Source organism: Myroides phaeus (assembly GCF_900099675.1).
GTDB lineage: Bacteria > Bacteroidota > Bacteroidia > Flavobacteriales > Flavobacteriaceae > Flavobacterium > Flavobacterium phaeum.
The window spans coordinates 1-13,111 of sequence record NZ_FNDQ01000030.1; the positions used below are offsets into that span (position 1 = coordinate 1).

Below are 13,111 nucleotides of genomic sequence, written 5' to 3' on the forward strand. Positions count from 1 at the left end.
AAACTCACTGATTTTTTCTGATCGAGAAAGTCCCCTCATACTGTCTTTTCCTTCCAAAATAATAGTTACTATACGTAACTTAAATTCAAAATTGTGTTTCTGTTTTCTACTCATAAAAAATGCCCCAAAAAGTGTCTAACTTTTTGGGGCATGTCTATTTGTTTTAAGAGAACTCTTTTTTAAAATATCTTATCTGTATTCCTTAGAACAAAAAAAAGGACCAAAAGAATAACTAATGCATATGCAAACCAATTAGGAATAGCATACTTCTCTAAAAACTTTTTATTACCAAATACATATACCTCAATCAAAGCAACATAAAGAAATACCAACAAAGGAAGTAAAATATAAATGAGCGGATTTAATAGAAATGCTTCATTAAAGTTGCCGTGTAATAAAGATTGTATAGCACGTTGTCCTCCACATCCTGGACACAACCAACCTGTTTGTTTATTAAATATACAAACAACACCAGTACTTCCGTCACTTCCAAAAAACTTATAATAGTAAAAAGCTAATAAGATTGGTATTAAGAACAATAAAATTCTAATACACCATTTTTTCATATCTTATTGATTTTCTGCTTCCTCTATCGCTTGCTGCATTAATTCTCGAAAACCTTCTATACCACCAACTTCTTGATAGTAGAAGTAATAAGCAATAATACCAGCAGCAGTTAAAACTAAAGCAATAATTGACAATATTTTAGCTGTCTTTGCAGATTTAACAGCACCATTATAATCACCATTATTAAATTTACTCGTAGATTGACTTGACATTACAATTGCGATAATCCCTAAAATCAACCCCAAGCACCAAACTGAGCAAACACTCAAAATAGTTGACACAATTGATAAAGCCATATAATTATTTGGCTTCTCCAAAACTACTTCTTTTGTTTCAAAACTATTAAACTCCATATTTTATATTTTTAACGCAATATAAAATATTTTTATGCAAAAGAAAACAATATAGATAACTAACAAAAAATTATCTTAAAATCAAACTACTAAACAAAAAAAAGAGAACTATACTAGTTCTCTTTTTTTTGTATCTTAAAAGTAATTAATTACTATATTTCTTAAGAAATTCATTTAAATCTCCTTGTAATAAACTCTGAGCATCATTAACAATTGAATCCACATCCTCAATAGTTAAAATAGGTTTTAGCTTAGCATCGTTTCTCAACCAATCTAAATACTCTTTATTAAACTCAGCATTACTATATTCTCCTTCCTCAATCAACTCCTCTTTATCAGAAAAATAAAACTCTTCATCATAAATTACTGGCTCTACATCATAAGCTGCAACTTGCAAAAGCTCTTTCAAATTCTTAGCCGCAATAAAAACGCCTCCTTCATCTCCAAAAATTACAATCGGACACTCTCCTAAGTTCTCATTTCTTACCCAAAAAGCAAAAATACTTCCTGTACTATTAGCTTCTGCAAAAGGAATAAAAGAATTCACAAATTCCACATCCTCTGAAAAAGATTCTATAATGCCTGGATCTTCATCAATTAAATAAAGTGCATTCGAATAATATGATGGAATAGTGTCTAATAACTGAAATTCCATTAAGCTTTTTAATTCATTAGGTATTTTATACCCCTTAAATAACGCAGTAAATTCTTGTTTTACCATTGTGTTGTTCATTTTTGCCTTTTTACCAGGCTTACAGTTTTTTTAATTAAAAAATAAATTACAGCAATAAAATCTATCTTAAAGAAGCTTATTGCTTACATTCAATAAAGATAAAATATTTTTTTTTACAAAAAATAATATTTTAAACATTATTAATGTTTTTTGTATAATAAAAAGTATTTCTTTTTCAGAGCATAAAAGTAATATTTTAAAACAAAAATTTCAAGATTTCTTACTTAAATAACAATTATAATAAAAAAAAGAGATACTCATCTTTTACATCCTTACTTATAAATCAATGTGTTTTTAACTATTCACATTCAAATAATTATATTTGTCTACTTAAATATAGAAAAACAACACTTCATAATATGTCCACAACACATACAATATATTTAGCTTCAGCCCTATTAACAAATGATAAAAACGAAATGCTAACAGTTAGGAAAAAGGGATCAACTTACTACATGATGGCAGGAGGAAAAATCGAATTAGGAGAGACACCAATTGAAACCCTAAAAAGGGAAATTCAAGAAGAATTACAATTAAACATTACAAACGATCAAATTTCATTATTAGGCACACATCAAACAACAGCTGTCAATGAAGCTAACACAATTGTTAACGCTACAATTTTTCATGTTAGAATAAATAACTCATCGATTCAAGCATCCGCAGAAATAGAAGAAATAAAATGGGTAACAAAAAAAAATTATAACGACATTAAGCTTGCTCACCTTTTAAAAGAATTTAGTCTTCCAATTTGGTTAAAAATGAAATAGGCCTTACGAATTAACGTAAAGCCTATTTTTATATTCATTTACCTATGCTTGTTTCTTAACAAACTTAGTTAGAATTACAATTGTTTGTCCGTCTACCTTTCCTTCAATTTGCTCTACATTATCGTGAACTAATCGAATATTTCTTACAGCAGTACCAATTTTAGCATTAATAGTAGACCCCTTTACATCAAGGTCCTTAATCAATGTTACCGTATCCCCACCTACTAAAATATTTCCATTACAATCTTTATGTAATTCAACAGAGCCATCACCTGTATGATCCCCACTTAATTTAGCAAATTCAAGTAACTCATCATCTAAATACATCATATCTAAACTATCCGCAGCCCAACTTTCATTTCTAAAACGATTAAGCATACGCCAAGCGACAACTTGTACAGCTGGAAATTCACTCCACATTGAAGTTGTTAAACACTGCCAATGATTAGAATCTAATTCTTGCTTTTTATCAATTTGAGCCAAACAAGTATCACAAATATAAATCTCTCTATCTGCATCATTTGCAGCAGCAGGTGGTACTTCATAAACATTCAAATGCCCCGTAGCCTCACATAATTCACATTTGTTACCACTTCTTTCTTTCAGTTGCGCTTCAGTCTTCATACTTTATAATCTAATAAATATTAAAGGTGTAAATATAAACTTAAATATTTATATATAAAAAATAATAAAACGACTCATTATATAAAGTATTTTCATTTAGAAGCTACTAATATCACATCTTTATATATTACCATACTTCAAACCTTAGAATTACATCAGAAAAAACATTAGCAATCGCACTATACAAACAAATGCTTTATCTTTACTACTTAACAACACACAATTATCAAAATGAAAACAGATATTGAAATTGCACGCGAGTGTAAGCTTGAGGAAGTACAAGACATTGCCAATAAAATTGGTGTAGATCAAGAAGCATTAATTCCATACGGAAAGCACATGGCTAAAGTTTCACTTGAAGAAATTAATGCCGAGAAAATTAAACAATCTAATTTAATCCTTGTTACTTCAATTACCCCTACCAAAGCAGGAATAGGTAAAACGACTGTTTCAATTGGTTTAGCATTAGGATTAAATAAAATTGGTAAGAATGCTATAGTAGCATTACGTGAGCCATCATTAGGTCCATGCTTTGGAATGAAAGGTGGAGCAGCTGGAGGTGGTTATGCTCAAGTATTGCCTATGGAAAACATCAATCTTCACTTTACAGGAGATTTTCACGCTATCACATCAGCACATAATACCATCAGTGCATTATTCGACAATTATATTTATCAAAACAGAGCCTCTGAAAACGGGATAAAAGAAATACTTTGGAAACGAGTATTAGATGTAAACGATCGTAGCTTACGCTATTTAGTATCAGGACTTAGAGGAAGTGCAAATGGAGTTCCTCAAGAAACAGGTTTTGACATTACCCCTGCATCAGAAATTATGGCTATATTATGTTTAGCAAGTGATATAGATGATTTACGCAGAAGAATTGAAAACATCTTATTAGGATATCGCTATGATGGCAGTATGTTTACTGTCAAAGACCTTGGAGTAGCTGGAGCAATAACTGTCCTATTAAAAGACGCTTTAAACCCTAACTTAGTTCAAACAACAGAAAACACTGCAGCTTTTATTCACGGAGGACCATTTGCTAATATTGCGCACGGATGTAACTCTGTAATAGCAACAAAAATGGCAATGAGTTTTGGTGACTACGTAATAACAGAAGCTGGCTTTGGTGCAGACTTAGGAGCAGAGAAGTTTTTTGATATTAAATGTAGAAAATCAGGGCTACAACCAAAGCTAACAATTATAGTAGCTACAGCACAAGGCTTAAAAATGCACGGAGGAATTCCTATTGAAGAGATTAAAACTAAAAATACAATTGGAATTACTAAAGGATTAGAAAACTTATCCAAGCACATTGAGAACATTCGTTCATTCGGACAAAATATAGTTGTAGCCTTTAATAAGTACGCTTCAGACGATGTAGAAGAAATTGCTATTGTACAACAATATTGTAAAGACAATGCTATTGGTTTTGCCTTAAACAATGCTTTTGTTGAAGGAGGAGAAGGAGCAAAAGAATTAGCACAAACTGTTGTAAATGCAATAGAAACAGCACCAAGTAAAGAGCTAACATTCCCATATAAAGACGAAGACACTATTGCTTACAAAATAGAACAAGTAGCTAAAAAGATATATGGAGCAACTCACGTAGAGTTTTCAGCAATTGCTAAAAGAAAATTAGCACTCTTAAAATCAACAGAAATGGATAAATATCCAGTATGCATTGCTAAAACACAATTTTCGTTCTCTGCAGACGCTAAAGCTTTTGGAGTAGCAAAAGATTTTGAGATTCTTATAAACGATATCGTTATAAATAGAGGAGCTGAATTTATTGTTGCTATTGCAGGAGATATCATGCGTATGCCAGGACTACCTAAAGTTCCACAAGCAACTAAAATTGACTTAGTTAATGGTCTTATAGAAGGTTTAAGCTAAATGGCTATCACTTTGAAATAAAAAAAGGTATTGACACAATGATCAATACCTTTTTTTTAATTGCATTAAGCTTTAACAGATTATTACAAATAACAACAAAATATTTTTATTAACAAAATATTTTTTAATCATTCACATTATTATTTATGAAAATTATTTTATTATATTTGAATTAATACTTTTAATGATAATTTATCTTAAAAGCGTTTAAATATTATTTAATTATTTCAAATAAACGAATTAATCTATCATTTATTTAATCCTTTACCTAACGCTATTATGACAGTGTTAATGATAATTTCGATTATTTATTGGATTATATCTTTTTTAGGTGGTGGAATAGACAATACCGATATTGACCTTGATTTAGATGTAGATATTAATGCTGACATTGATGTTGATGCAGATGTAGGCACAGATTTTGATCTTACCAATAACAATGTTGATACAATAACCGACAACCATATAGATACAGCCGTTCATACTGATCCAAGTGTATTCATAAAGTTTCTTCATTATATAAATGTCGGTAAAGTACCATTTATGATAGTACTCACATTACTCAAATTCTTTACGTGGGCAGGAACTCTTCTTGCTACAACAATACCAACTGTTTCTAACTTAGGAATGAAATCCGTTGTAATATTAATACCCCTTTCATTTATCGCAATATTCATTACACACTATGCTACCACCCCTATTGCAAGATTTCTTTACAATACGGGGTATCACGGTGAAGAAGCTATTGATTTTATAGGAAAAGAAGGTAGAATGATTTCCAGCATATCCGCAGTAAAAAAGGGAAATGTTGAAATTTTAATTGAAAACGACCCCGTTAAACTACTCGTAACAAGTAAAGATGGCCAACCTCTCTCTTTTGGAGACAAGGTTTTAATCATTAATAAATCAACAGACAAGAATGTTTATATCGCAAAGAAAATAAACACATAACTATAACCATTAAATAAAAACTATACTATGGATTTTGAATTCGGATTAGGAACTTTAATAGCCTTAATAATTGGAGCGCTATTCTTACTTATCTTACTATTTTTTGCAATACTTGCTTCTTTTTACAAGAAAATTCCACAAGGAAAAGCGATTGTAAGAACAGGAGTTGGTGGAACAAAAATTGCATTTAATAAAGGTATTTATGTAGTACCTGTATTCCATAAAATGGAAATTATGGATATCTCTGTAAAAAAACTACAGATAGACCGTATGCAACAAGAAGGATTAATATGTAAAGATAATATTCGCGCCGATATTAAAGTTGCATTCTTTATTCGAGTAAACAAATCAATTGATGACGTAGTTAATGTAGCACAAACATTAGGGTGTGAAAGAGCAAGTGATGTTGAAACATTAAGAAACATCTTTGAAGCAAAATTCTCAGAAGCATTAAAAACAGTCGGTAAGAAATTTGAATTCATCGAATTATATGAAGCGAGAAGAGAATTCAGAGATGAAATTATCAATATTATAGGTACCGATCTTAATGGCTATATCTTAGATGACTGTGCGATTGATTATTTAGAACAAACAAATATCTCCTTCTTAGACCCACAAAATATCTTAGACTCAGAAGGTATTAAGAAAATCACTGAATTAACAGCACAACAAAACATCAATGCTAACCTTATCCGTAGAGATGAACAGAAAGTTATTAAAAAACAAGACGTTGAAGCAAGAGAAGCTATTCTTGAATTAGAAAGACAATTAGCCGAAAAAGAAGAAAAACAACGTAGAGAAGTTGATAACGTCCGTGCCCGTGAAGAAGCAGAAATACAAAAAGTACGTGAAGAAGAACGCTTAAAATCTGAAAGTGTACGCATTGCTACAGAAGAAAGTTTAGCTGTACTTGAAGAAAACAAATTACGTCAAGTAATTATTGCAGCTAAAAACAAAGAAAGAACGGATGCAATTGAAACAGAGCGTGTAGAAAAAGACAGAGCATTAGAGCAAACTGAAAGAGAGAGAATTGTTTCTTTAGCACAAATCAACAAAGAGAAAGCTGTTGAAGAAGAAAGAAAATCTATTCAAGATGTTATTCGCGAACGTGTTTCTTTAGAAAAAGGAGTTGTTGAAGAACAACAAAATATCAAAGATGTTGAAGCATTACGCGAAGTAGAAAGACAAAAACAAGTTGGAATTACACAAGCGAGTAAAATTGCAGAAGAAAACTTAATCAAAACAATCAAGGAAGCTGAAGCAAGGAAATTTGCGCAAGAGCAAATATCTCAACAAATGCTGATTGAAGCAGAAGCACAAAAAGAAGCTTCTATCAAACAAGCAGAAGCACGTAAAATATTAGCAGAAGCCCAAGCAAGAGAAGATGCTACACTTGGACTTGCTGAAGCAGAAGTAATCAAAGCTAAAGCAGAAGCTGTAGAACAACAAAGTATTGTAGAAGCAGCTAAAGTACAACGTATGGCAACGGCAGAAGCAGCAGGAATTGAAGCTAAAGCAGAAGCTAAGCGCAAAGAAGGTTTAGCCGAAGCAGAAGTTATTAAAGAAAAAGCTTATGCAGATGCAGAAGGTCTTAAAGAAAAAGCAGACGCTATGAAGCAAATGGATGGCGTAGGTAAAGAACACGAAGAATTCAAATTAAAACTACAGAAAGAAAAAGAAGTAGAACTTGCACATTTACATATCCAAAAAGACATTGCTATGTCACAAGCAGAAGTTTTATCCTCTGCCCTTCAAACTGCAAACATTGATATTGTAGGTGGAGAAACAATGTTCTTCGAAAACATAGTAAACCAAGTAAGCCGCGCTAAAGGATTTGATAATCTAATTGGCAAGAGTTCAAATGCGCAAGACATTAAGCGTGCTCTTTTAGGAGATGGTACTTCTGTAAATCAAGGAGAACTATACGAAAACATCAAATACTACGCTAAACAGTTTAATATTACTTCTGAAGATTTAAAAAACCTAAGCATTGCCACTTTAGTTCTAAAGATGCAACAAAATGCAACAGATGAAAATAGTGGTTTATTAAACAGTATTGCTGGTGCAGTACAAACATTGGGTATAGGAAACAATAAACTTTCTTAATTTACTGTATATCACTCCTTGTAAACAAAGAGTGATATACTACATCATCCTCTACCCCTTTCATTTACCTACGTATATACTATATACATAGTCCTTTTACACTATGGCTGAATTAGAAAACCAACATATCGTCGAATCGCTTGATTCTAATACATACGAAATTATACAGCGAAGACTTCAAGACCAGAAAAGTGAGTTAATCCAAAAACTTAATACTTTAAATGATAGTCGTAAAGAAATCTTTAGTTCTGTTGACTTAAAACTTATCGCCAACCAACGTATTACAACAGAAAACAATTGTATTGCCAGGGGAATTATAGCCTTTGACAACATTTGTATTTTCGGTTATAACGTACATTTTGGACTAAAGAAGGAAATACAATTGAGTGATGTTTTCAGTATTTATCGTTTTGAAAACAATCAATTTCAACCTGAAAATCTTGATTTTATAGCCGATGATAACTTCATCAACGATTACAATAACCTATACAAATATTACAGGGATTCTATCTTTAGTCGCTTCAAAAAAACGGAGAACTACCTATATATGGTATTTCAAACGAGTTCAAAAGTTGACGACCTAAAAGCTTTTAAGTGGTTAATTAAAGACAATAAACTCTATTATCAAGACGATAGAAGTGTTCACGAAGTAAAAAAAGCCAGTCAATATGAATTTACTTGGCAAAAAACTACCATAGACAATAGACGTTTAGGGATACATCCTCACGTCTCTATTTTAGATAAAGTATTTATTGAAGCTGTAGGTGGAGATATTACTTTCAAAATAGAAGACAATACACAGGATGGAAAAGGAATCTATAGCGAACCTGTGAAAAATATAGACCAGCAACTTGATGATGCTGATTACTATTTTGCAGACTTAAACAACTTTATACTTATACGTATAAAACCTTACCAAGAAGATTTTAGAGCGTTTATATTTAACAATAAAACAAAACAAGTCATCAATGTTCCTGCTTTAAATGAAACAGGAATATTATTACCCGATAACCAAGGTGTAATCTTTTCAAATGGTTATTATCTTCAGAATGGTGACTACAAGATTTTTGAAAACAATGTTCCTAATCTTGAATTTGTAAGAACAATACCTTCTCATAATGGCGAAGACTTTTTATATATATTCTATCAAGCTGAGAACAATATATATGTTCTTATGTCTTATAATATCATTAAACAACATATAGAGACACCTATAATATGTAATGGTTTTACACTTTTCAACGATGGTAAACTTACTTATTTCCGTTCAGAAAACGAAGCCGTAAAACATCACGTTGTTCAAGTATGGGAAACGCCTTATGCCACTACCCTACTGGAAAATAAAGAACAAAAAGACAATCACCTTTATAAAATTGGAAATAAAGACATTGTAAAAGCAATGGCTGAGTGCCAAGAAATCATACACCTGATTGACAAAGAAGATTCGTACGAAGGCCTTTATAATGACATTGCTAAAAAAGCTAATGATATTATAGATGCTTATTTTTGGATTAATGACTCAGAAACACAACAACTATCTACTCCTCTCTCACAAATTAGAAATATTGCTAATACAGCAATTGACGAGTTTGAAAAAGTACAAGAACAGCGAAAAAGAGCTTCAAGTCAATTAAACGAATTAAAAACTAAAGTAGATAAACAACTCTTTAATGTTAAGAATGCTAAAGGTAATACCGTAGAAAGTTTAGTACAATTACTTGCTGACAACAGAAAACTGGTAGGTGAAGTAATCAACGCTAAACAAACAAAGTACACCCATATTCCAACATTAGAGTCTTATTTAGACGCACTGTCTAAAACCAATAGTTCACTATCAGAAAAAACAATAGCCTTTTTACTACAAGAGCACGCGTTAATACCCTATGAAGATAAAGTTATTGCCCAAAAAGCAAAGGTAAACGAAGTAGTTAAAGTAATTGATGCCAATGCTATTGATGCTAATTGTAAGAAAATATCAGCAGAATTAGAGCTACTAATAGACATCTTAAATAGCTTAAAGATTGAAGATACAACCCAAGCAACCAAGATTATTGAAAAGATATCTGTTATTTTCGCTTCTTTAAACGAAGTACGTTCACAGCTTAAACGCAAGATAGACTCTTTGCGTACAAATGAATCTATTGCTGAGTTTCACGCACAACTAACTTTATTAGACCAAAGTATTATCAACTTTTTAGAGTTGTCAAATACACCAGAAAAATGTGATGAATACTATTCTAAAGTCAGTGTACAAGTTGAAGAATTAGAAAGTAAGTTTGCTGACTTTGAAGAATTCATTCTAAAAATTGCGGACAAACGAGAAGAAGTTATCAAAGCTTTTGATACACGTAAAACACAACTTGTTGAACAAATCAATAGACGTACAAGTTCACTTGAACAGATTGGTCTTCGTATTTTAAAGAATATTGAAAACAAATCTGCCTCTTTTAAAACCAAAGAAGATATACACGCTTTTTTCTCTACGGACTTAATGATTGATAAAGTTCGCCAATTAGTTCACGATTTAAAAGAATTAGGCGACGTATCAAAAGCTGAAAACCTTGAGAATAGCATTAAAACAAGTCAAGAAGACGCACTGCGTACTTTAAGAGATAAACAAGATTTGTTTGCCGATGGGGAGAATATTATTGCACTGGGCACCAACAAATTCTTAGTCAACAAGCAACCTTTAGACCTTACAATTGTCAGAAGAAATGATATTTTATTTTATCATCTAACAGGTACAAGTTTTTACTATCCTATTCAAAATGATAAAATATACACCTATAAAGAAATTTGGAATCAAGACTTAGTATCTGAAAACAGTGCAGTTTACCGCGCTGAATACTTAGCATACCAAGTTTATAAACAATATCAAAAAGATAACACATTAGTTCTTTCAGACACTATAAAACACAGAACAGAACAAAATTACGCCGAAGGTTATCTAAAAGGGGTACACGATTTTGACGCCTTAGAAATTTGTAACAACCTGCTTTCCTTAAATAAGGAATTAGGAATACTAACCTATGCCCCAGCAATTCGTGTAAATGCACAGCTTTTTTGGTACAGTTTACCAGAGAATACAAAAACAAGCATTCTTAAAAACATCGATAGTGCCACTGCAGTGATTAAAGTATTCCCTAAAAGTGAAAATTATACTTATGTTTTAGAACAAATACAAGACTTGTACAAACAATGGAAGTCATCAATGCGCTTAAATAAAAATGAGTTACAAATTGCAACTTATATTTTTAAAGAGCTTTCAACAGGATTGTACTTTACAAAAAGTAACCAAGCAACCTTATTAAAGAAACAGTTTACAACGTACTTACAACAACAAAATGCTTTGTTGATTTTCGAAGATGATAGTAAAGATGCTAAACTATCAATGACAGATCGTTTTCTATTAATACAAAACTGGTTACATTCCTTTATCGACACGCAATCACAAACGGCTGATTCAATCAAATACATACAAGAAGCAACGTGTCTATTATTATTTGAAAGCACCTATAATTACACACTATTAGAAGCCAAAGACGAAGTGGTTATCTCTAATTTAAAAGGAAACCATCCATTAATTGTACAAGATAATTACACTTTAGATTATCATCAGTTTATGGATAAACTATTAACTTTTGAAGAAGTATCCGTTCCTGCTTATAACGACTTTAATATTACTAAAGACAATATCTTAAGTGAGTACAAAAAGTCGTTAAAAATAAATGAGTTAAAACCACGTGTATTAACCTCTTTTGTTAGAAATAAATTAACTAACGAAGTTTACTTCCCTTTAATAGGAAACAACTTAGCGAAACAAATTGGTGTTTACGGAGATAACAAGCGTACAGCGAGAATGGGAATGCTATTATTAGTATCCCCTCCTGGATATGGAAAAACAACCCTAATGGAATATTTAGCCAATGCATTAGGATTACATTTTGTAAAAATAAATGGACCTACAATTGGTCATTCCATTACCTCAATAGACCCAACAGAAGCTAAAACATCTGGAGCAAGAGAAGAATTAAAGAAGATAAACTTGTCATTTGAAATGGCTGACAACGTTATGCTTTACTTAGATGACATACAACATTGTAGTTCTGAATTCTTACAAAAATTCATTTCATTAGCCGATGGACAGCGTAAGATGGATGGTATTTTTGAAGGAGAAAGTAAAACATATGATTTAAGAGGAAAACGCTTTTGTATTATTATGGCCGGTAACCCTTATACAGAAACGGGAGAGAAATTTCAAATTCCTGATATGTTAGCTAATCGTGCAGATACCTATAACTTAGGAGATGTAATTGGAAATACTGAGAATTTATTTAAACTAAGCTTACTTGAGAATGCTATTGCAGAAAACAGTTATTTACAACGTCTAAGCAGTAAATCATTAGATGATTTCTATAAACTAATTCAACACATTGAAACTCGCTCTGAAGAAGCATTAGATTTAGAAGGTAATTTTAGTACTCAAGAATTAGAGGAATTTATAGCTGTGATTAAAAAAGCGATGCTGGTAAGAGATATCGTTCTTAAAGTAAATCAGAATTATATCTTGAGTGCGAGTATGGATAATGCTTATCGCGTAGAGCCAGCCTTTAAATTACAAGGTTCTTACAGAGATATGAATAAGATGATTAGTAAAATTGTTCCCTTAATGAATGAAGTCGAAATAGATGAGTTAATCTTAACGCATTATGAGAATGAATCACAAACCTTAACTTCAGATACAGAAGCCAACCTTTTAAAATTAAAGGAAATCACAGGCAAACTAAATTTAGAAGAAAAAGAACGTTGGGAAACAATCAAGGAAATTTTCACAAAACAGAATAAATTAGGTGTCGCAGGCAAAGACAATCAAGTTGGACAAATATTAAATCAGCTTATGGATTTTAATCACAATTTAGAGGGTATTGCACAAGCTTTAAAACGCAATTAGCAACACATACAACAGGGTTTAATTCTTTTAAAAGAGTATAAATGCAAAGCGGTCTATTTTATAAATAGACCGCTTTTTTATTAGTATTTAATGTATGCCACTATCTTAAAAAAAAGTCTGCATCTAATAGATACAGACTTTTTAAAATTTTATTCTT

General features: G+C 31.5%; 9 protein-coding genes. 5 read left to right on the forward strand and 4 right to left on the reverse strand.

Annotation, left to right across the window (positions count from 1 at the left end; genetic code table 11):
* Window positions 1-179 precede the first annotated feature (179 nt).
* From BLT46_RS11830 to BLT46_RS11840, 3 genes are all read right to left on the reverse strand, one after another.
* Window positions 180-566 carry a DUF2752 domain-containing protein gene (locus BLT46_RS11830; RefSeq protein ID WP_090410329.1) on the reverse strand — a complete coding sequence of 129 codons (387 nt, stop codon included), beginning with the start codon at window positions 564-566 and terminating at the stop codon, window positions 180-182.
* A gap of 3 nt (window positions 567-569) precedes the next feature.
* Window positions 570-920: a CD225/dispanin family protein gene (locus BLT46_RS11835; protein ID WP_090410330.1), complete on the reverse strand. Its 351-nt coding sequence runs from the start codon at window positions 918-920 to the stop codon at window positions 570-572.
* A 145-nt stretch (window positions 921-1,065) separates the two neighbouring features.
* The gene (locus BLT46_RS11840) at window positions 1,066-1,653 is read right to left on the reverse strand and encodes a cell wall assembly protein (RefSeq protein WP_245722988.1); all 588 of its coding nucleotides are present in this window, start codon (window positions 1,651-1,653) and stop codon (window positions 1,066-1,068) included.
* A 359-nt stretch (window positions 1,654-2,012) separates the two neighbouring features.
* Between BLT46_RS11840 and BLT46_RS11845 the strand changes: the two genes are divergently transcribed.
* Window positions 2,013-2,423 carry an NUDIX hydrolase gene (locus BLT46_RS11845; RefSeq protein WP_090410331.1) on the forward strand — a complete coding sequence of 137 codons (411 nt, stop codon included), beginning with the start codon at window positions 2,013-2,015 and terminating at the stop codon, window positions 2,421-2,423.
* 42 nt (window positions 2,424-2,465) lie between these two features.
* Here BLT46_RS11845 and BLT46_RS11850 read toward each other — a convergent pair whose 3' ends face one another.
* A complete protein-coding gene (locus BLT46_RS11850) occupies window positions 2,466-3,047 on the reverse strand; it encodes a PhnA domain-containing protein (RefSeq protein ID WP_090410332.1) in 582 nt (193 codons plus the stop codon).
* Between the two features lie 231 nt (window positions 3,048-3,278).
* On the opposite strand from BLT46_RS11850, the gene BLT46_RS11855 reads away from it, so the two are divergent.
* From BLT46_RS11855 to BLT46_RS11870, 4 genes are all read left to right on the forward strand, one after another.
* Window positions 3,279-4,946, forward strand: a complete 1,668-nt coding sequence (locus BLT46_RS11855; RefSeq protein ID WP_090410333.1) for a formate--tetrahydrofolate ligase — start codon at window positions 3,279-3,281, stop codon at window positions 4,944-4,946.
* 279 nt (window positions 4,947-5,225) lie between these two features.
* Window positions 5,226-5,897, forward strand: coding sequence for an OB-fold-containig protein (locus tag BLT46_RS11860; protein WP_245722989.1), 672 nt, complete (start codon window positions 5,226-5,228; stop codon window positions 5,895-5,897).
* Between the two features lie 27 nt (window positions 5,898-5,924).
* Entirely contained in the window at window positions 5,925-8,003 is a 2,079-nt protein-coding gene (locus BLT46_RS11865) for a flotillin family protein (protein WP_090410335.1), read from the forward strand.
* A gap of 103 nt (window positions 8,004-8,106) precedes the next feature.
* Window positions 8,107-12,954, forward strand: coding sequence for a DNA repair ATPase (locus tag BLT46_RS11870; RefSeq protein WP_090410336.1), 4,848 nt, complete (start codon window positions 8,107-8,109; stop codon window positions 12,952-12,954).
* Window positions 12,955-13,111 lie beyond the last annotated feature (157 nt).